The sequence below is a fragment of the Chitinophaga sp. LS1 genome (assembly GCF_034274695.1).
Lineage (GTDB): Bacteria > Bacteroidota > Bacteroidia > Chitinophagales > Chitinophagaceae > Chitinophaga.
Map to the genome: position 1 here is coordinate 3,106,414 of NZ_CP128362.1, position 21,337 is coordinate 3,127,750.

General features: G+C 46.4%; 15 protein-coding genes. 10 read left to right on the top strand and 5 right to left on the bottom strand.

Annotated elements, in window-relative coordinates:
- Window positions 1-7: 7 nt before the first annotated feature.
- Genes QQL36_RS12970 through QQL36_RS13000 form a run of 7 tightly spaced genes read left to right on the top strand, consistent with a single transcriptional unit; the run spans window position 8 to window position 11,499 of the window.
- Window positions 8-1,486, top strand: coding sequence for a RagB/SusD family nutrient uptake outer membrane protein (locus QQL36_RS12970; protein ID WP_321569917.1), 1,479 nt, complete (start codon window positions 8-10; stop codon window positions 1,484-1,486).
- Entirely contained in the window at window positions 1,483-3,114 is a 1,632-nt protein-coding gene (locus QQL36_RS12975; protein ID WP_321569918.1) for a fasciclin domain-containing protein, read from the top strand. The genes QQL36_RS12970 and QQL36_RS12975 overlap by 4 nt, the downstream gene beginning before the upstream one ends.
- 14 nt (window positions 3,115-3,128) lie before the next feature.
- Window positions 3,129-4,526 carry a fasciclin domain-containing protein gene (locus QQL36_RS12980; RefSeq protein ID WP_321569919.1) on the top strand — a complete coding sequence of 466 codons (1,398 nt, stop codon included), beginning with the start codon at window positions 3,129-3,131 and terminating at the stop codon, window positions 4,524-4,526.
- A gap of 15 nt (window positions 4,527-4,541) precedes the next feature.
- Window positions 4,542-7,559: a SusC/RagA family TonB-linked outer membrane protein gene (locus QQL36_RS12985; protein WP_321569920.1), complete on the top strand. Its 3,018-nt coding sequence runs from the start codon at window positions 4,542-4,544 to the stop codon at window positions 7,557-7,559.
- Window positions 7,560-7,572: 13 nt separating this feature from the next.
- Entirely contained in the window at window positions 7,573-9,318 is a 1,746-nt protein-coding gene (locus QQL36_RS12990; RefSeq protein WP_321569921.1) for a RagB/SusD family nutrient uptake outer membrane protein, read from the top strand.
- Window positions 9,319-11,085, top strand: coding sequence for a rhamnogalacturonan lyase (locus QQL36_RS12995; protein ID WP_321569922.1), 1,767 nt, complete (start codon window positions 9,319-9,321; stop codon window positions 11,083-11,085). It abuts the gene before it with no gap.
- Window positions 11,086-11,109: 24 nt separating this feature from the next.
- Window positions 11,110-11,499, top strand: a complete 390-nt coding sequence (locus tag QQL36_RS13000) for an acyl-CoA thioesterase (RefSeq protein ID WP_083723817.1) — start codon at window positions 11,110-11,112, stop codon at window positions 11,497-11,499.
- 108 nt (window positions 11,500-11,607) lie between these two features.
- Here the strand turns inward: QQL36_RS13000 and QQL36_RS13005 are convergent, their stop codons facing one another.
- Window positions 11,608-12,399 carry a class III extradiol ring-cleavage dioxygenase gene (locus QQL36_RS13005; RefSeq protein WP_321569923.1) on the bottom strand — a complete coding sequence of 264 codons (792 nt, stop codon included), beginning with the start codon at window positions 12,397-12,399 and terminating at the stop codon, window positions 11,608-11,610.
- A 31-nt stretch (window positions 12,400-12,430) separates the two neighbouring features.
- Window positions 12,431-13,204, bottom strand: coding sequence for a TerC family protein (locus QQL36_RS13010; RefSeq protein WP_083723813.1), 774 nt, complete (start codon window positions 13,202-13,204; stop codon window positions 12,431-12,433).
- 150 nt (window positions 13,205-13,354) lie between these two features.
- Here QQL36_RS13010 and QQL36_RS13015 point away from each other — a divergent pair, with 150 nt between their 5' ends.
- On the top strand, window positions 13,355-14,062 hold the full coding sequence (locus QQL36_RS13015) for an HAD family hydrolase (RefSeq protein WP_083723811.1): 708 nt from the start codon (window positions 13,355-13,357) through the stop codon (window positions 14,060-14,062).
- Here the strand turns inward: QQL36_RS13015 and QQL36_RS13020 are convergent.
- Entirely contained in the window at window positions 14,034-14,774 is a 741-nt protein-coding gene (locus tag QQL36_RS13020; RefSeq protein ID WP_321569924.1) for an ABC transporter permease, read from the bottom strand. The two genes, QQL36_RS13015 and QQL36_RS13020, sit on opposite strands and share 29 nt — an antisense overlap.
- A 157-nt stretch (window positions 14,775-14,931) precedes the next feature.
- Entirely contained in the window at window positions 14,932-15,678 is a 747-nt protein-coding gene (locus tag QQL36_RS13025; protein ID WP_083723807.1) for an ABC transporter ATP-binding protein, read from the bottom strand.
- Between the two features lie 175 nt (window positions 15,679-15,853).
- On the opposite strand from QQL36_RS13025, the gene QQL36_RS13030 reads away from it, so the two are divergent.
- Both QQL36_RS13030 and QQL36_RS13035 read left to right on the top strand, forming a co-directional pair.
- A complete protein-coding gene (locus QQL36_RS13030) occupies window positions 15,854-17,887 on the top strand; it encodes a beta-L-arabinofuranosidase domain-containing protein (protein ID WP_321569925.1) in 2,034 nt (677 codons plus the stop codon).
- 21 nt (window positions 17,888-17,908) lie between these two features.
- On the top strand, window positions 17,909-20,167 hold the full coding sequence (locus tag QQL36_RS13035) for a glycoside hydrolase family 78 protein (protein WP_321569926.1): 2,259 nt from the start codon (window positions 17,909-17,911) through the stop codon (window positions 20,165-20,167).
- 182 nt (window positions 20,168-20,349) lie between these two features.
- Here QQL36_RS13035 and QQL36_RS13040 read toward each other — a convergent pair whose 3' ends face one another.
- Window positions 20,350-21,147 carry a hypothetical protein gene (locus tag QQL36_RS13040; protein ID WP_321569927.1) on the bottom strand — a complete coding sequence of 266 codons (798 nt, stop codon included), beginning with the start codon at window positions 21,145-21,147 and terminating at the stop codon, window positions 20,350-20,352.
- Window positions 21,148-21,337: the final 190 nt, after the last annotated feature.

Genomic DNA, 21,337 nt, shown 5'->3' on the forward strand with positions numbered 1-21,337 from the left:
TATAACTATGAAAAAATATATTCTGATAGTCGCCCTGTTGCTCACCTCATCCTGCGGTAAATGGCTGGATGTAAAACCACAGGACGGCATCATCCGCGACAACTACTGGCAAAATAAGGAGCAGCTAAAAGCCGCTGTCATAGGTTGTTATTCCTCTTTGCTCAACAATGGACTGGTGTCAGAACTCTTTGTATGGGGAGAACTACGTGCCGATATGGTCAGCAGTACACTCAATACTGCTGTAGATGAAGTAAATATCATGCAGGCGAATATCCTGGCTACAAACAGCTACACCAGCTGGTCATATGTATACAGCACTATCAATTACTGCAATACCGTGATCGACTATGCGGCCAAAGTAATGGAGACCGACAAGACACTCACACAGGCAGCGCTGGATGGTTATCTTGCCGAAGCTCATGGTCTGCGGGCACTCATGTACTTCTACCTCCTGCGCACCTTTGGCGAAGTCCCCTTACAACTCAAAGCTACCGATAGTGACAATAGCCTGGATCAATTGGAAAAAAGCACACAGGACCAGGTGTATGCACAGATCGTCGCAGACCTCACCTTTGCAGAAACCCACGCACTGGAAACTTACGGTAGTACCGCACAGGATAAAGGTCGTCTTACAAAATATGGAATCTACGCACTGGAAGCCGATGTATATCTGTGGAATGAAAAGTACGATGACTGTATCGCTGTCTGTGATAAAGTGATCAACTCCGGCCGCTATGGATTGATGGATGGCAGTGTACAATCCCAATGGTTCAACAATGTATTTTATATAGGCAACTCTGCCGAGAGCATTTTCGAATTCCAGTTTGACCAGCAGCAGCTGAATCCTTTCTATTCCATGTTTATAGTGGCTACCAATCGTTTCATCGGCTCCTCAAGAGTAATGGATGAAGTTTATGGCATAGACCTTACCGACGCGACTAAAAAAGACATTCGGGGAGATGGCGGTAGCATACGGGCAACTGATCAGATGATCTGGAAGTTTGCCGGCGCCACAGGTGGTACGACTTCCGTTGCCAGAACTGCCGCAGACTCCTGGGCACACTGGTTTGTATACCGCTATTCCGACATCCTGCTGCTCAAAGCAGAAGCACTGGCATGGGTAGAGAGAGGGCAGGAGGCACTGGACCTGGTGACCACTATCCGTACCCGGGCAGGTGCTATAGATGGTACCTCAGAATCACCTGATCCCGGTTCTGCAATAGACGTATCCAATTATATACTGAATGAAAGAACCCGTGAGTTTGCCTTCGAAGGCAAGCGCTGGTATGACATACTGCGCCATGCAAAACGGAATAACTACGCACATCTGGAAATCATGCTCGATATGGTTGCCATGACAGCTCCCGGCAGTATGCAACAGTCGATTATCAATAAATACAAAGATGTACGAAGCCACTATTTACCCATCAACCAGTATGAGTTACAAGCTGACAAAAAACTGGTACAAAACCCGTACTATCAATGAAAGCGTTCTATATTATCTTAATTCTTTTTATTGCGGGTTGTAAAAAGTCGCCCATCGTTTCGCAAACCTCAGATGAAGTGACCATCATCGGTTACCTGGAAAACTATCCTGACCAGTTCTCCGAATTCCGGAAGATCCTCAACATCACCGGCGATGATGGATTCCTGGGGGTATACGGTACGTACACTGTCTTTGTTCCTAACAACAATGCGGTGGCATCGTTCCTGAAAAGTACAGGACATTCCACCCTGGAATCAATGGATGTGCAAAAGCTAAAGGACATCGTGAAGTTTTGTATCATACAGGATACCATCAATACTACTACTTTCTCTGATGGTAAGTTGTCAAAGCTCACCATGTTTGGGCAATACCTCATCACAGGTGCGGCAAATGTGAGTGGTGAAACCAGGATCACGGTGAACAGACAGGCGAATATTTTAAAAGCAAATATCCGTGTAAGCAATGGCATCGTTCACGTAGTGGATAATGTATTAACTCCTGCCACAGAAACATTGGCAGGCATGCTCGCCAATAATCCAAAGTACAGCATATTCACACAGGCACTCCGTGAAACGGGTTTGTATGATACCCTGAATGTGCCGGCCGGCAGTAATACAGATAGCAGTCGAAGATGGTTGACGGTGTTGGCAGAATCTGACTCTGCCATCAATGCTGCGGGCTTTGGTACTTATGCAGCGCTCAAAGCACGTTATTCACATACCGGTGATCCAACACAATTGGAAGACAGTTTGCATTTATATGTAGACTATCACATCCTGTATGGCGTAAAATACCTCGCTGACATTGTCACTTCCTCTTCGCATACTACCCTGGCGCCACTGGAAGTAGTCACCGCTAAACTCTCCGGCCAGCATGTACTGATCAATGATGATGACTTCAATGGTGTGCATGAAACAGGTGTAGAGCTTGAAAGAAGTACTTCTGACAACTCTGCTACCAATGGTGTATTGCACAATTCCCTCGGCCATTTCGCTGTCAAGATCAGGAACCCGGTACCTGTCTACTGGGATGTAGCCGACTTTCCTGAAATCCGCAACCTGCCAGCTTATTTCCGCAAGCAGGCCTATGCGTATTCTCTCACGAATATGCCGGCGGACTTCGTTGTGCCCGGACCTTCTACCATGACTTATTCCGTAGGCAGCACGTATGTAAACGGCGATTTTCTAATGATACCCTTAGGTGGTCCTGGTCGCAGTACTTACATCGATATGAAAACACCGCTGTTGGTAAAAGGGAAATATAAAGTATGGATCTGCTATCGTGTACAGAAACAATCGAATAGTTCCAACAACCTGAACCAGATCTCTATAGACGGCGAAGTGATGCAGCGTACCATGAACTTCACTACTGCCATGCCGGCTAGTACCGCAGGTGAAATGGAAGCACAGGGCTGGAAATGGTATACTGATCCTACCTCCAACAACTGGGGCGCACGACTGGTGGGGACCATTGAAATCAAAACTACTGAACGCCATACCCTCCGGTTTACAACGCTACAGGGAACACAGAACAATAACAATCTGGACATGATCCACTTTATCCCACAGGATATGGATCAGCTCTATCCACGTTTCAAAGCTGATGGTACACAGGTACCAAGGCCATGACTTTCAAATTTTGAATGATGATACGATACCTGATCATAATAGGTTTATTGCTGGGCATATCCTGCCGCAAGGAGAAATGGAATGACCGGAACAAGCCAGCTACCACCCAAAACCTGTTGCAAACCATACAGGCCAATACTGAACTTAGTCAGTTCTATACATACCTTGTCAAGACGGGCTATGATCAGGTACTGGCTTCTTCCAAAACCTTCACGGTATGGGCCCCGGTCAATAGTGCATGGGCAGCAGTAGATCCTGCCTTGTTGAATGATACGGCGCTACTACGCTTACTCATCGCTAATCATATCAGCACCCTATCTTATACTGGTACTGCCGATGAACAAAGGATCGCTACCCTGAATGGTAAGAAGATCGCATTTACAGCCGGTAGTGTAGAAGGTATCAAAGTGAGCGAAGCCGATCAATATACTGCCAATGGTGTATTGCAGGTAATTGATGCCGCTATCATTCCTAAGCAAAATGCCTGGGAATACCTGAATAGCACCAGCTATCAGCAAAAGACGTTTCTGCAATCCCTGGCATACATCGGGATAGACACAGCGACTGCCGAACAGATCGGCGTTAATCCTACTACCGGTGCACCTATCTATAAGCCCGGCACCGGCGAAGTAGCGCTAAATCATTTCCTTGAAAGCGTAAATATCAATAACGAAGATTCTCTGCTCACCTATGTAATCTTAGCAGATGATGTTTATAAAGACGAGCAACAAAGATTAACCAAATACTTTACAGACAGTACAGAAGCCGTTACGGATACTACTACCCAGTGGAATGTGATCAAAGATCTTGTATTCAATGGTGTGTACGACAAAGAACATTTACCCGCAACCCTCTATAGTATTCGCGATAGTGTACAGTTTCATATCAATGCCAGTGACATCATCAGCTCGCAGAAGGTAAGCAATGGCATCGTGTATATAGTTAATCATATCGACTATGATCTGTCTACTAAGATCAAACCTGTCATCATTGAAGGAGAATACTACAGTGGAGTAAAAGATGCAACAAAGACCATCGCCATTCGTACACGTGTCAATTCCAATACCGGCAATATATTCAGGGATGTGTACATGTACAATTATGGTGTGGCTTCCTACTGGCTGAATTACAGGGCACGATTAAATTCAGTGGCATACCAGGTGTATTGGATATCTGTCAATGATGTGCAGACAGGCACGTATCCCATGCGGGTGGCTTTTGACGATCCGGGTGTCATAACTATACCATATACCACGGTTCCGGTTCTTAATTACAATGAACAATACGTAGGGAACTATACCAATGTCCGCTATGGTGTGCACAATGTATATCTCGTGGGCAATTCGGTCACGACCAATGGTAGCAATACAATCCTGCTGGATTATATCAAACTGGTACCTATTCTGAACTGATCATCTCAATCTATTATGAAGGCATTTATTTACATAACGCTGGCGGTTTTATTGGGGTTTCATGCAAAGGCGCAGGATACAGTAGTGGTAACAGGACTGATCAAAGAAGCAGCTACTGGCACGACAATACCCGGTATCAATATTAGTATACCAGGATTCTCTGCTGCCATCACTAATGAAAAAGGAGAGTTCCGCATCAAAGCACCTGATTACCGCACCGCCCTTACTGTATCCGGACCCGGCTACCAAACGAAGATCATCACCCTGAATGGCAGGCATGCAGTCACCGCGAGTCTGCATGAAGAAACATTCAATTCTATCTACGACCGCAAGCAGACCACAGATCCTGTTACCACTCTCAATACAACCGACAACTGGCAGCAGATCACTACCTCCCCTGAAAACTATTTACAGGGCAAAGTACCGGGGGTACAGGTCATCAGGCGTAGCGGTACACCCGGTATGGGCGCTGATTTATTTATGAGGGGATATACCTCTCTCTATGCGACTAACAGACCACTGGTAGTCGTGGATGGCATGATCTACGATACCAATGAATACGGTGGCTCCTTAATAAACGGCTATGTGAATAACCCACTGGCAGATATCGATATCAAGGATATAGACAACATCACCGTCATGAGAGACGGTACCAGTACATATGGTACCAAAGGCGCTAACGGTGTGATCCTCATCACTACCTCACATGCAAAGGAACTAGCTACCCGCATCGATTTCGGTGTGATGGGCGGATTTAATACACCACCTGCGCAGCTTCCTGTAATGGAATCAGGTGATTACCGTTTATATCTCTCTGACCTGTTACAAAGTAGTGGAAAGACCCCTGCGGAAATAGCTGCATTACCTTACATGAATGACAATCCTAATCCGGATTATTATCGCTATCACAATAATACAAACTGGCAGAAAGAAGTCACGAACCAAAGTTTCAATCAACAGTATTTTCTGAAGGTAGCCGGTGGTGATGATATTGCCACTTATGGCTTATCACTGGGATACCTCAAACAAAGCGGTACTATCCGTCGTACAGATCTGGGCCGCTACCAAACCCGTTTTAATGCGGACCTGAACCTGTCTGCAAAACTCAAGGCGGCTATCAATCTCGCATTTACCAGCAATACGCAGAAAGACAAAGATCAGGGTATTTCGCCTAAGACAAACCCATTATACCTCGCGCTCATCAAAGCACCTTTCCTCCACCGTCAGGCCATTAGTGATGAAGGCATTGCTTCGCCCAGTCTCGCTGATTATGACATCTTTGGCGTTTCCAATCCTGCTTCCATCATCGACAAGATGCAGGATATTAACAAAAACTATCGCTTCTTTGGTAGCATCCGGTTCAACTACCTTGTTACAAAAAATATCAGCATCAATACCATCACAGGTGTCACTTTTGATAAAGTAAGAGAGACCTTCTTTATTCCTGAAGCTGGTGTTAAACCTGATACACTGTCAAACGCTGTCGCATACAATCGCTCAGGTAGCAATGTAGAAAGATATTATAGCCTATACAACGATACCCGTATCACCTACGATAAGCAATTCACCAGATACCATCATCTCAATACAGGTTTGGGTGTACGCTATAGCAATAATAACAGTGAATCAGATTACGGCTTAGGTTATAACTCTGCCACTGATGAATTTGTCAGCGTGGGGATGGGACAAAACCAACTGAGAAAAGTAAGTGGTACAATTGGCAAATGGAACTGGCTGAATACTTACTTTAATGCTGATTACTCCTATAGAGATAAATACTTCCTGCGCTTCAACCTGGCCGTAGATGGCTCTTCAAGATATACCTTTACCCGCAATCAATACGCCGTGATGCCCGGTTTATCTGCCGCCTGGCTCATTGTCTCAGATCAGCACAATATCGATGCGCTCAAACTCAGAGCCGGTATCAGCAGAACAGGCAATGATGACATCGGCAATTATACCTCCCGGCAATATTACATTTCTCAGAACCTCTTAGGCTTACAGGGATTAGTACGCGCTAATATCGCCAACCCTTACCTGAAATGGGAAACGGTCACAAAATACAATGCCGCACTGGATGGTGCCTTCTATAACGAAAGGCTAAGTTTCAGTCTTGATATCTTTCAGCATCGTACCACAGATATGCTGACCATAGAACCTGTGGCCGCTGCCACCGGATTCGATCATGTGATCACCAACAACAGCGCAATGGAAACACATGGTATAGAAGTATCACTATTTGGCCGTGTAATAGATCATATCCTGAAGTGGGATGTAGGTCTCACGCTATCTACCTATAAGAATAAAATTACCAAAATACCCGGCAACCAATTGCTCACAACCTACGGAGATGCCACCATCCTCACAGCTGTAGGCCATGCCGCCAATCTGTTTTACGGCTATAAAACCAAAGGCATCTACAAAACTAATGAAGAAGCCAATAAAGCAGGTATGGGTGCTCAGGGAGGAGATATTCGCTTTGTGGATACGAATGGCGATCACAAGATCGATGAGAATGACAGACAGATTATTGGGGACCCCAATCCCGATTTTACCGGTGCTTTCACGAACCATGTAAGCTGGCGGCGCTGGGCGCTGGATGCCATCTTTACCTTCAGTCATGGCAATGATATCTACAACCACACCCGTGCAAACCTGGAATCTATGAGCAATTACAACAACCAAACCTTAGCAGTACGCAACCGCTGGAAACAGGATGGCCAGGAAACGAATGTCCCCCGTGCTGCATGGGGTGATCCTAATGGCAACGCACGTTTCTCCGATCGCTGGATAGAAAAAGGTGAATACATCCGCCTGCAACAACTGAGCCTCTGTTATGAACTTACACTGAAGCATGGCGCCATGAAATATGTACGCATCTCTGCCACTGCCAATAACTTATTTACCCTGACTAATTACCTGGGCTTTGATCCTGAGTTCAGCAGCGGCAATAGCGTGTTCACACGTGGTATCGACGACGGCTTATTTCCTCAATACAGAACGGTACAACTAGGTATCAGGATGGGCTTATAAAATTAACAAGAACATGAAACGATTACTATATACTGGACTGCTTTGCTGTAGCATATTGTGCAGCTGTAAAAAACTATTCGACATCAAACCTGAAGAAGCACTTGATCATTCACAGGTCTACGAAAATGTGAATGATGCAGATGCCGCCGTGATCGGGATTTATGGGAAAGTCATGGGATTGGCAGACAGGTACATGATCCTCAATGAACTGAGAGGCGATCTGGTAGATGTTACTACATCCACAACAGATAAGTATCTGCAGGAACTCAATATCCACGAAGTCAGTGCAGATAATACCTACGCTGATCCCCGCCCATTCTATGAAGTGATCATGAACTGCAACGATGCACTGAAGAACTTCGATGCCATGCTACAGGATAAGCGGATCAGCAATGACGATTATATACTACGCTACGCTGCTGTAGGGGCGATGCGTACCTGGTTATATTTACAATTGGGTATTCACTATGGAGAAATACCTTACATCACTGATCCATTAGAAACTATCGATGCCATTAAGGATGTATCCAAATTTCCCCGTGTCACCTTCAATGAATTGCTGAGTAAACTCATCACCTTTACAGAAGGCTTACCTTACAAATATCCCTTCCCGGCCGGCACCTCATTGCTCATTACAACAGATGGTTATTCCACAGAAAAGTTCTTTATCAATATAAAATGCTTACTCGGCGAGTTGTATCTCTGGAATGGCAATTATACACAGGCAGCAACTAACTACCGTGTCATGATGAACTATGCAGATGTGTTGTACCCAGCCATGAACAGTGAACAATGGTACGAAGTATACAGAGTGGGATATACTGCTAACCTGTCCGGTGCCTTATGGAGCAACATTTTCAGCCAGCCATACGGAGAGCGTTATTCCAATTACGAAATCATCTGGAACCTGCCATTCGACAAGAACTTTACACCAGCTAATCCTTTCATAGAACTCTGTGACAATGTAAGTGGTAGCTACCAGATACGCCCTTCCGACCTGGCGATCGCCAACTGGAATAAGCAATTCAGAAGTGATAATACCCCTATAGACCTGCGGGGGCCAAATATCTCTTTCAAGTATTCAGGTACACAACCAGTCATCAAAAAATACACGTACAACTATACTTCTTTACTACCTTTCGAAACCTCCAGTAAGTGGATACTGTTCCGCGCAGCCGCCCTGCACCTGCACTATGCAGAAGCTGCCAACCGCGACAATCGTGATAAGATCGCCTATGCACTCCTGAATACCGGTATCAAAAATACCTACGACCCTGTGTATATGGCTACTGGTGTAACAGGAGGCGAGGGCCGCAATGTCACCGATATAGAGCAGACAAAGGATGTGCCTCCTTATGACTTTGATGCCCGTGATGGCAACTACCCACAGTTCCGCAATGTCTGGTACCGAAATATAGGGGTACGCGGTAGGGTAGGGCTAAAGTCAGTAAAAGTAGACTCCACCGGTGTATTTGAGATGAGTGACCCACTGCTTACCGATAAACCTGTCATAGACAGACCTACACTCACAAACAGGATGGAAGATCTGTTAATAGATGAAGATGGATTGGAACTTGCCTTCGAAGGTTATCGCTGGCCTGACCTGTTGCGTGTTGCACTCCGCAGGCAAGCTACTGATCCTGCCTGGCTGGCTAATAAGATCGCAGCTAAATTTGTAGCTGCCAACGATAGCAGGGCAGAAGCTGTGAGATCAAGATTAATGAACAAAGCAAACTGGTACTTACCTTTTAAATGGTAGATGATGATGCACCTCTTATTTCTTTTATTATTCGCACCCGGTGAAAAACTGGATCGTGGCCTCATTGCTATTCCGCAATCACCTACCCAGACTTTCCTCAGCTGGCGCCTGCTTGACACAGATCCATCTGCTATTACTTTCAATATCTACAGGCAAACAGATGGTCAACTGCAAAAGTTATCTTCCCAGTCTGTCACCAACTATGTGGATAACCACGCCGATATTCACCATACCCATACATATCTGGTCAAATCTGTCATTGGTGGAAAAGAAACCAACACGGCTACTTACACCATCCAGGCAGATGCACCCATTCAGCAATACCTCACTATTCCCCTCAAAACACCACCTGGTTACACACCCAACGATGCCTCGGCCGCGGACCTGGATGGTGATGGCCAATACGAGATCATCCTCCATCAAACCGGCCGGGGCAAAGACAATTCCCAATCCGGCATTACCGATCCGCCCATCTTTCAGGCCTACAAACTGGATGGCACCTTCCTTTGGGAAATTAACCTGGGGCGTAACATCCGCGAAGGCGCCCACTATACCCAGTTCATGGTCTACGACTTAGATGGTGATAGCATTGCCGAATTTGCCTGCAAAACCGCCGATGGCACTATCGATGGCAAAGGGAAGGTAATTGGCGACAGCACAAAAGACTACCGCGATCTGGACCCGACCTCCAAATCATTCGGCAGGATCCTGACAGGGCCTGAATACTTTACGATCTTCAGTGGCAAGACCGGCGAAGCACTGGCTACTACCGATTACATCCCTGGTCGTGGCGATATTGGTGGCTGGGGCGGTTATGGAGGCAATGGTGGTACAGACCATTACGGCAATAGGGTAGACCGCTTTCTTGCCTGCGTAGCTTACCTCGATGGCAAGCGCCCCAGCGTAGTCATGTGCAGAGGTTACTATGGCCGCATCGTACTCGCTGCCTGGGATTTCCAGGACGGCAAACTCACTTCCCGCTGGGTATTCGATACCAAAGACGGACGTAGTCCTTACTCCGGTATGGGCAACCACAACCTGAGTGTGGCCGATGTGGATAACGATGGCAAAGACGAGATCATCTATGGCTCCATGTGTGTAGACGATGATGGCAAAGGGCTTTACACCACTGGCCTGCGTCATGGCGATGCCCTGCATGTAGGTGACCTGGATCCTGATCACCCGGGTTTGGAAGTGTTTGGAATTCATGAACTGGAAAATGGCGCCAAAGGCACTGGCGCTGCATTGTACGATGCCCGCACCGGCCAGATCCTGTTCAGGGGGTCCATAGATCAGGATGTAGGTCGTGGGGTCGCTGAAAATATCGATAGCACCCGCAAAGGCGCCCAACTCTGGTGGTCAGGCTCCAAAGGACTCTACGACACAAAAGGCAACCGTATTGGCGATGCGCCCCGCTCTACGAACTTTCTCATCTGGTGGGATGGAGACCTGAGCCGCGAACTCCTCGATGGCAACCATATCGACAAGTATGGCAGAGGAACCATTTTCACGGCTGAAGGTTGTGTTGCAAATAACGGCACCAAGGCCACACCTACCTTAACAGCGGACCTTTTTGGCGATTGGAGAGAGGAATTAGTCATGAGAACGTCAGATAATCAATCTCTGAGAATTTATACCACAACCATCCCTACCACCCACAGGATCATTACTTTAATGCAGGATCACCAGTACAGAATGAGCATCATATGGCAGAATGTGGGCTATAACCAGCCGCCCCATACAGGGTTTTATCCTGGAAAGTTTTAATTTTGCGTTGCAATAGAATGTGCAATGAATTTTTATACTAGAAAATGGGTAAAACCGGAGGATTTAAATGCTCACGGTTCTTTGTTCGGCGGTAGTTTATTATCCTGGATCGATGAAGAGGCCGCCATATACGCCATCATCCAGTTAGGTACCAACCGTTGTGTGACTAAGTACATGTCTGAAATCAATTTCATCAGCTCCGCCAAGCAGGGGGATATCCTGGAATTAGGTATCAAGGCAGTGCACTTTGGTAACACCTCTCTGACCCTTACCTGCGAAGCCCGTAACAAAATTACCAAGAAGAGCATCCTGACCATCGATAAGATGGTATTTGTGAGTGTAGATGAGAATGGTAAACCACTGGCACACGGCAAGACGGAGATTACCTATACCGACGAGCGCCTGCGCGAATAATACCCGCGTACTTTACAATTTCATAATCGTTACTAACTTGTAGAAGATCATCCTTTTACAGGATGAAAAGTCTGCTGACTTTACTATTCAAATAGAAAAGAAGGTGAATCATCCTACTCTGAAGCATCGCATACTGAATGCTGAAAATACTTCTTCATAAGTGTATTGAATCTTCTCATGCTTATCTGCCATTGCAATGGCATACAGCATGGGAATATAATGATCTGTGGTAGGTACTGCTTTCAAGGCGATCTTACCCAGATTATTATAGTAAAACAAACTACCGAAATCCCGTTCGTCAATTCGCTTTTTTACCCATTCATCGAACTCAATCGCCCATGAATAAGGTTTCGCTTTGAAAAATCCCTTTTCAAGGTTATGTACAATATTGCCACTCCCAATGATCAGTACACCTTTTTCCCGCAGCGGTTTCAGGTACTGCGCCAGTTTCCAGTGGTAATCCAGTCGCTGTGCCATGGGGATACTTAACTCCATCACCGGTACATCCATCTCAGGCGCCATATGTCGCAATACTGAAAATGCACCGTGGTCCATATCCGTACTTTCGTCCACGGTCACCTGCGGCACTTTATCTTTAAAAGCAGTGGCACCGTACACGCTGTAGTAAGGACAATTGAAATGTCCGGGTACTTTCAGGTAAGATTCTTCGGCGGTGAGGTAATGTGCCGAAATCACCATGATGGCTGTGGGCTTACGGGGTAGTTCTTTCCCCATTTTTGCGAGGGCCTGCGTAAAAGGATTATCCCGGAAAGCATTTTCCGGATCGCCATGTCCTACAAAAAATAGAGGCATTTTCTCCGTTGGCTGGAACATACCTGGCAGGTTCAGCGCCTTTTCTATCTGTGAAGAGTAAGGCAAAAATGGCAGCAATGCTGCCATTTTGATAAATGATTTCCGGTGCACTGTTCTATTATAATTTCGTCTGTTTGAGCTTTACCGGATGAGCGCTCTTTGCACGCATTTTCAGATTTAATAATTCGATAAATACGGAGAACGCCATCGCAAAGTAAATATACCCCTTTGGAATGTGCTGATCAAATGCTTCTGCCAGTAATGACACACCGATGAGTAGCAGGAAGGACAGTGCCAGCATTTTCACGGTAGGATGTATGTTCACAAATTTACTGATCCCTTCTGATGCCAGCAGCATAATACCGACAGCAATGATCACGGCCGCGATCATAATTTCAATATGATCTGCCATGCCCACAGCGGTGATCACAGAATCCAGGGAGAAGACAATATCCAGGAGTAAGATCTGGATGATCGTCTGTGAAAAACTGGTTACTTTAGGCGTATTGGTAGTATGCTCTCCGCCTTCCAGTTTCTCATGAATTTCTGATGTGCTTTTGTAAATCAAAAAGAGACCACCAATGAGCAGAATGAGATCCCTGCCAGAGATTTCCGCCATTTCCAGCCACTTAGGATTTTGAATGCCAATCCAGTTACCCGGATTGAAAAGCGGGGCTGTCAATGACATGATCCAGCTGATAGACATCAATAAGCCAATGCGGATAAACATGGCCAGGGTCAAACCCAGCCTCCGGGCTTTTTTTTGTTGTTCTTCCGGCAGCTTGCCGGCAAGGATAGAAATAAATACAATGTTGTCTATACCCAAAACAATTTCGAGTACGCTTAAGGTTAACAGGCTGATAAGAGAATCAACTGTAAACAAATTTTCCATGACAGTAGGTTTAATTTAGTTCGCAGGGGCAAGATAGGTCAGAAAAAAATCAGTTTGCCGAAGGCGTATTGATTTTTTTTGCAATCTCTTCACTGCACCCGATTCTCCATCAAAAAGAATTATTTTAGTATTGTAACCCGTTGTTAACTTATGAGTATAAAAGTAATCGCATTCGATGCAGACGATACACTCTGGGTCAATGAACCCTATTTTCGTGAAACAGAGAACGAGTTCTGCCAACTAATGGAAGCCTACCTGCCCCAGCACACTGTAGCCAGGGAACTGTTGCACACAGAAATCAAGAACCTCACCCTTTATGGGTATGGTATCAAAGGATTCATGCTTTCCATGATTGAGACAGCTCTTACTGTCAGCAATAATACCATCGACATCACTGCCGTTGACAAGATCATCACCTATGGCAAGGCGTTATTGGCACGCCCTATCGTAGTACTGGATGGTGTGGAAGAAGTATTGCAATCACTAAAAGGTGATTATCGGCTGGTAGTAGCTACCAAGGGAGACCTGCTGGACCAGGAACGGAAACTTAAAAACTCCGGCCTGGATCATTACTTCCACCATGTAGAAGTAATGTCCGAAAAGCAACCGAAGGACTATAAGAAGTTATTGAAACACCTGGACATCCAGCCAGAACAATTCCTGATGATAGGCAATAGTCTGAAGTCGGATGTACTGCCGGTACTGGATTTAGGGGGTCATGCTATCCATATTCCTTTTCACACTACCTGGGCGCATGAACATATAGATGTGCACATAGACAGCCCTAACTTCAGGCAGGTGGAACAGATACTGGATATATTGCCAATGTTTATTTCACCGCCCAGCGAAATTTCCTGATACCGATTCCGGCAAAAACGACCGCATAGATCAGGCAGAACGCCAGCGCCTGGGTACTAGTGGTATCCCAGTGTCCTGGCTGCATGCCTGTACTGATGATCGCCTTCACTGTTCCATAAGGTGACCAGATGGACACCGTTTTTAATTTATCACCCAGTGTACCCAGTTCACCCAGCATACCTACCATGATAAACACAAAGTAGATCATCCTGGTAGCGCCATTCACTGACTCTGGATTGGTGATAAGCCCCGTGATCAGTTGGCCGAGACTCAGGTAAACAGCACCACCTATTAAAGCGGTAAAGAAGGTGACCACATAGCCCTGTGTAGAAATCGTGATGCCATCAAAATAATAACCACTCACGAAAATTAGGATCGTTAACACAAAGATCATCATGAGCTGCACGAGCAACTTGCTGGCCATAATCAAGGCAGGGTTAAAAGGGGCGACCCGTAGCCGCTGGAACACGCCTTTGTCCCTGTCGCGGGATATGGTGGCTGAGTAGCCCATGAGGCCAATGGAGATCAAACCTAAAGTGAGGCAGGTACTTAATACGAAGTAAGGGCCGATTTTGGCAACTGCATTTTTCCAGCAGAAGAGGATAAATACAGGGATCAGCAGGACCATGAAAACCGCTCTGCGGTTACGCCATTGAATAAGGAGGTCTGCTTTGAATAAGGCTTTGAAAACATTAGTAGAAGAAGGTAGCATATAAAAGAATATTTTGTTTCATTTAAAAGCCGGCCGCAGGCCACGCCTCGGGTCTGACCAAAAAGGTTATCCCCTCTCGGGTAGGTGATGGAGCCGAAATTGCTTTTACGCAATTCTGAACGCCTTCATTTTACTTTTTAGTCAGGCCCGAATATTTCTAAAATCTAACCGCCCGTCCGGTCAGGGCAATAAATACATCCTCGAGTGTAATCTTCCCTTTCCTTGATACACTCACCACCTCCGGATCATCCCTATATTTCTCTATCAACCCTTCTGGCGTATCAATCGTCAACACCCTTCCATGATCAATAATTGCCAATCTATCACACACTGCCTCGGCCTCCTCCATACTATGTGTAGTCAACACCACCCCATTCCCGTTTTCCCTGATAGCCTCTATCTTCTCCCACAGGTTTCTCCTCGATTGTGGGTCCAGCCCTGTCGTTGGTTCATCCAGCAACACCAGTTTAGGATTGTGAATAGTAGTAATAAGCAAACTCACCCTTTGTTGCTGTCCACCTGACAATTCAGACATTTTCTTATGGGGAGGTATTTCTCCCAGCTTTTCCAACCGTGGTTCCACCCCATATAATCCTGCATACAAACTAACGATCTCCGCCACTGTCAGCTCCGGTTGAAAACTGGTGCTTTGCAGTTGTACCCCCATATTAGCTTTTGCAAGCAGCGGCTGCTGTCGTATATCGTAACCGGCTATATGGACCTGCCCGGATTGTGGACGAAGTAAACCTTCAATCGCGCTAAGTGTACTGGTTTTCCCGGCCCCATTCGGACCGAGCAACCCAAAGATTTCACCTGCCTTTACATCGAACGAAACATCCTGTACGGCGTGCAGGGAACCATACCTGACATTAAGCCCGGATACGGTGAGGATACTGTTTTCCATGAGAGTGAATTATTAAACAAATTTGCTATTCTTCCGGTAAAAGCACAATAGAAGAGAGGTTAATACGACTAATATTGCCGGTGAAAATGGGGTTAACTTCGGTAAACATTATATTTTTACCGCTTATTTTTCTACCTTACCTCCTCACGTTATTATTGTACTCAAGTCTCAACGAATGAAAATCAATTTCCTCGCGGGTTGTACCCTTGCCGTATTATCCATACTCCCGGCAAGGGCCCACATCTCTCCACATGCGGACTCCTACCATCCCCCCGTGTACACCACCCTACCTCTTGGTAGCATCAAGCCAGCCGGTTGGCTCCGCCACCAGCTCCTCATCATGCGGGACGGCTCCACAGGTCACCTGGACGAATACTATGCTAAATTAAAAAACGACAATGGCTGGCTCGGCGGCAAAGGCGACGGCTGGGAAGAAACGCCCTACTGGCTTGACGGCGCCCTTCCTCTCGCTTATCTCCTTGACGACAAAGCATTAAAAGAAAAAGTTCTCCGCTACGTCAACTGGACCCTCGACCACCAGCGCCCCAGCGGCTACTTCGGCCCTCTCACCGGTGCTGAAAGAGAAAAACACACCAGCGTAGAAGTTGCCAACGCCACCGACGGCGACGACTGGTGGCCCAAAATGGTCATGCTCAAAGTACTGCAGCAATACTATTCCGCCACCGGCGATCAGCGTGTCATCACCTTCATGACCAAATACTTCCAGTACCAGCAGAAAGCCCTCGACATTGCCCCCATCGGCAAATGGACTGACTGGGCAGCTTCCAGAGGTGCGGACAATGTAATGATGGCCCAATGGCTCTACAGCATCACCAAAGATCCCTCCCTCTTACAACTGGCAGACAAGATCGAACAGCAATCCTTTCCCTGGACCCGCTGGATGGGTGGCCATGAATGGGTGATCAGCACCACCACCTATGCCCACATGGGCAACTGGATGAACCGTCACGGTGTGAACGTAGCCATGGCCCTGAAATCGCCCGCTATCAACTACCAGCGTACCGGCGATCCGCAGGACTTACAGGCACTCCACACCGGCTGGCATGACCTCATGACCGTTCATGGTCTGCCCATGGGCATCTTCAGCGGCGATGAAGACCTGAATGGTAATGAACCTACTCAGGGTATTGAGCTCTGCGCCATCGTAGAAGCCATGTACTCATTGGAAAACATCATCTCCATCACCGGCGATGTTCACTACATGGATGCATTGGAAAAAATGGCCTTCAACGCCCTGCCTACGCAGACAACAGATGACTATAATAACAAACAATACTTTCAGGTAGCCAACCAGGTACAGATCAGCAAAGGCGTATTCGATTTCTCCCTGCCTTTTAGCAGAGAAATGTGTAACGTACTCGGTCCCAGAAGCGGTTATACCTGCTGCCTTGCAAATATGCATCAGGGCTGGACAAAGTTCACTGCTCAACTCTGGTACAGCACACCAGACAACGGCATTGCCGCCCTGTCTTATGCACCAAATGACCTGACCACCAAAGTTGGCGCAGCGCAAACGGAAGTGACGATACATGAAGCCACTACTTATCCTTTCAATGATGAGATCAGCTTCACGCTTTCATTGAAAAAAACAGCGAGCTTCCCATTACAGTTACGCATCCCTGCATGGTGTAAAGATGCTACCATTCTCCTGAATGGACAGCCACTCCGCAAGGACACCGGCAATCAGGTGATCACCATCAACCGGAGCTGGAAAAACAACGACAAACTGGTATTACAATTACCAATGGATATCACCACTACTGTATGGGGCCGACATTCCCGCGCCATAGAAAGAGGCCCGCTGGTATACGCCCTGAAACTGAATGAAAGCTGGGAGAAAGCGACGGACGAAGTAGAAGGCGAATACTTCAGTGTATATCCTACAGACAAATGGAACTATGCGCTGATCAGGGACAATGTGGATAAACCTGCTGCTCATTTTAAAGCAGCTGTGGTAAAACAGGTAGACGACCAGTTCGTATGGAATCTGGCACATGCTCCTGTCACCATCACCGTACCGGCCAAATCCATCCCTTCCTGGAAAGAACTGAATGGTGTGGCCTTTCAGCCACCTACCGACAGGGAAGGTATTTACAAAGGAAAAGTAGACAATACAGTACAGGATATTACGCTCGTGCCTTATGGTTGTACCAAAGTACGCATCGTAGCTTTCCCTGTAGTGCCATAAATCACAAAAAAAACAGAAACCTTGCAACGTATTTTATTTTGCCTGCTATGTTGCCTGCCCGGTTTCCTGTATGCACAGGTCAACTGGTCAGGTAGCTGGATCACGAATACCACAGATACCACTATCACAAAAGCACCTTTTTTCAGGAAAGTATTTCATACGGGTAAGCCATTGCAAAGTGCAGTCGCTTACGTATCCGGTGTAGGGTATCATGTGTTGTATGTAAACGGAAAACCTGTCACCGATGCCGTGCTGGAACAGGGCTATACCCGCTATGACAAAAGATTGCTGTACAACACCTACGACATTACCGCCCTGTTGGCTAATGGAGACAACGTCGTAGCAGCAGAACTGGGAAATGGCTGGTACAATGTACAATCCCATGCAGTATGGGAATTTCACAAAGCACCGTGGCGCAATACACCCCGCATGCTCATCAACATCCTGCTCATCTACAAAGATGGTAGTAAAGAAACCATCGTTACGGATCGTAGCTGGAAGTGCACCACCGGACCTAGCCAGTACAACAACCTGTACACCGGCGAAATCTACGATGCCCGGGCAGAACTACCGGGCTGGAACAAGCTGGGGTACAATGATGCCAGCTGGCAGACCGCCCTTGAAACCCATTCTCCCGGTGGTGTACTGGTGCCACAGGAAATGCCTTCTATTAAGATCATCAGGCGTATCAAACCTGTAAGTGTAAAACAGGTAGATAAGGATGAATATCTCTTCGATATGGGCCAGAACTTTGCCGGCGTTGTGACCTTAAAAGTAAAAGGTACAGCAGGTACTAAAGTGACCCTTTCCTACAGAGAGGTATTGAAAGATGGTAAAATAGACCTTGCTCATAACACAGAACACATGCGTAGCTGGCCGGGTGAACTGCCTTTCCAGACAGATGTGTATATCTTAAAAGGGAACGGTGGTATCGAAACTTTCACACCGCAATTCACCTATCATGGCTTTCAGTATGTATCAGTGAAAACTGATGCAAAACTGGATAAGAATGCCATCGAAGGCCTATTCTACAGTACAGACTTTGAAGAAGCCGGTCATTTCACCAGCTCTGATCCTATGATCAATAAGCTGTACGAAGCAGCCCGTCAATCTTACAGAAGCAATTTCCTCAGTATTCCTACCGACTGTCCACAGCGTGAAAAGAACGGCTGGACGGCTGATGCGCATATCTCCGCAGAAATCGGTCTGTGGAATTACAAATCTGCACCGGGTTATCGCAAGTGGCTGAATGACATCCGGGATGCGCAGACACCGGATGGATCTATTCCAGGTATCGTTCCTTCCAATGGCTGGGGCTATGACCGCAAGGACTTTACCTTTGGTCCGGCATGGGGTAGTGCACTGCCCATCATCACCTGGTATTTATACCTCTATGAAGGCGACACCGCTGCGATAAGAGAGAACTACGATGCGATCAAAAAATACACTGACCTGCTCACCAGCGAAGCGCAGAACCATATCTTCAAAATGGGCCTGGGCGACTGGATGTCATTGGTAGAAACCCCCGTGCCATTTACATCTACAGCCTGTTATTACACCGACGCGGTGCTGGTGTCTAAAATGGCACGTGTATTAGGTAAAGACGAAGATGTGACTGCATATACTGCACTGGCAGAAAAGATCAGTGCTGCTTTCAACAAGGAGTATTATAATACGCAGACCATGCAGTACAATGTGACCACTGCCACGGCTCTCAGTACCACTGTATACCACGAGCTGGTGCCAAAGCCTGCGTTGACTAAAACAGTAGAGCAACTGGCAAAGAAGATCACAGACAACCATTATCATGCTGATTTCGGCGTATTAGGTACCAAATATGTGCTGCCTTCACTCAGTGATAACGGACATGTAGAACTGGCTATGAAAATGCTGACAGATACAGGTTATGCAGGTTGGGCACACTGGATTGCAAACGGTGCCACTTCCTTGTTCGAAGACTGGCCGGGGGAATTATCACACAATCATATCTTCTTTGGAGACTATTGTGCATGGTTCTACAAAACATTGGCGGGTATCCGTCCGGATGAAACAGCGCCCGGGTTTAAGCATTTCTTTATTCAACCCTCATTTGTGTCTCAGCTCACTTTTGCAAAGGCTGATTATCAATGCCGCTATGGTAAGATCGTCTCTTCCTGGAAGCGGAATGGGAAACAGGTGATGTTGGAAGTGGAAGTACCCGCAAATACAACCGCGACATTAAAATTACCAGGTAAGAAAGATCAACTTTTACAACCGGGGAAACATAAGCTAACTATATAAAAAAAACGAGGCTGACTAAAAGTAAAATGAAGGCACTGAGAGTTGCGTAAAAGCCATTTCGTCTCCATCACCTACCCGAGAGGGGGACCCTTTTTAGTCGGCCTCGTTTAATTCGGCTACCTAATGGAAATAGGTAGTCCTTTAAGCACTTCTGAAGAGGTTTATTTATTTTTGATACGCTCTCATTTAAATATATGTGAATAGAAAAACAGATCCGGTTTCTTCCCCTCACTGATCGTCAGGTATCCCTTATTATCCACGCTAATCGTTACCGCTTCTCCTTGTTTTTCACGCACATATGGCAATAAGGTCGCCGGCCGTGCCATCGTCATTTCGATAGCTTCATTGCCTTTACGTCGCCAGTAATAAATATGTGATTCGTCTTTGATAACAATGTGTTCTCCATTCTGCGAGATGTCGCCGGCTGTAATCCAGGTGTAGGGTAAGGTCAATACCTTTTCCAGTGTTACCTGTTGCTGATCTTTAAAATTGAAGTATTGTGCTGGTACCTTATACAGGCTCACCTGTTTTTCTCTTTTGCTTACAACATACATACATTTTCCAATCGGATCAATCATTAGTGACTCTGCATCTCTGGCGCCATCAGGAAACCTGATAAAGAGCGCATCCGCATGCACAGATGTTTTATCACCCGGTACGGTCAAAAAATCCGGAAACCTGTAGATCTGCATATCTATGTTCAACGCGTGGTTATTGCCGATATCTCCAACATATACATAGTGTTTGCCGCCGGGACCAATATTCTCTGCAATATCCTCCCAATCCCTGTTCACGGCCCCTTTCAATTTCACACTGCTGACCAGCTTCCCCTTGCTATTCAGCAGGTATACTTCATTCTTTCCGCCACTGTCATTGTGTGTCCAGAAGTATCCCGGTAGGGTAGCACTGGCTGCCAGACCTGAGGCCTCGTCCAATTTATCCGATTTTACTTTTCCTAACACCTGCGGTGTTTGTGCCATAACAGGCAGATTAATAAGCAGTAATATCCCTAGCATTCTCATACTACGATACTACGAATATTTTCTGAGGATCAGACAAGGCCCGTTTGTAAGGCTACTTTTACCAATCCGGCGGTATGTATTGATCCCAGGTGGTACAGCAGCACGTTCAGCTGTGGACTGGAAAGATTATAACAAGGTGAAGGCGTAC

What these genes read in the sequence shown, in the direction of transcription:
- QQL36_RS12970 (WP_321569917.1), top strand. Translation starts at nt 8, where the DNA reads ATGAAAAAATATATTCTGATAGTCGCCCTGTTGCTCACCTCATCCTGC.
- QQL36_RS12975 (WP_321569918.1), top strand. Translation starts at nt 1,483, where the DNA reads ATGAAAGCGTTCTATATTATCTTAATTCTTTTTATTGCGGGTTGTAAA.
- QQL36_RS12980 (WP_321569919.1), top strand. Translation starts at nt 3,129, where the DNA reads ATGATGATACGATACCTGATCATAATAGGTTTATTGCTGGGCATATCC.
- QQL36_RS12985 (WP_321569920.1), top strand. Translation starts at nt 4,542, where the DNA reads ATGAAGGCATTTATTTACATAACGCTGGCGGTTTTATTGGGGTTTCAT.
- QQL36_RS12990 (WP_321569921.1), top strand. Translation starts at nt 7,573, where the DNA reads ATGAAACGATTACTATATACTGGACTGCTTTGCTGTAGCATATTGTGC.
- QQL36_RS12995 (WP_321569922.1), top strand. Translation starts at nt 9,319, where the DNA reads ATGATGATGCACCTCTTATTTCTTTTATTATTCGCACCCGGTGAAAAA.
- QQL36_RS13000 (WP_083723817.1), top strand. Translation starts at nt 11,110, where the DNA reads ATGAATTTTTATACTAGAAAATGGGTAAAACCGGAGGATTTAAATGCT.
- QQL36_RS13005 (WP_321569923.1), bottom strand. Translation starts at nt 12,399, where the DNA reads ATGGCAGCATTGCTGCCATTTTTGCCTTACTCTTCACAGATAGAAAAG.
- QQL36_RS13010 (WP_083723813.1), bottom strand. Translation starts at nt 13,204, where the DNA reads ATGGAAAATTTGTTTACAGTTGATTCTCTTATCAGCCTGTTAACCTTA.
- QQL36_RS13015 (WP_083723811.1), top strand. Translation starts at nt 13,355, where the DNA reads ATGAGTATAAAAGTAATCGCATTCGATGCAGACGATACACTCTGGGTC.
- QQL36_RS13020 (WP_321569924.1), bottom strand. Translation starts at nt 14,774, where the DNA reads ATGCTACCTTCTTCTACTAATGTTTTCAAAGCCTTATTCAAAGCAGAC.
- QQL36_RS13025 (WP_083723807.1), bottom strand. Translation starts at nt 15,678, where the DNA reads ATGGAAAACAGTATCCTCACCGTATCCGGGCTTAATGTCAGGTATGGT.
- QQL36_RS13030 (WP_321569925.1), top strand. Translation starts at nt 15,854, where the DNA reads ATGAAAATCAATTTCCTCGCGGGTTGTACCCTTGCCGTATTATCCATA.
- QQL36_RS13040 (WP_321569927.1), bottom strand. Translation starts at nt 21,147, where the DNA reads ATGGCACAAACACCGCAGGTGTTAGGAAAAGTAAAATCGGATAAATTG.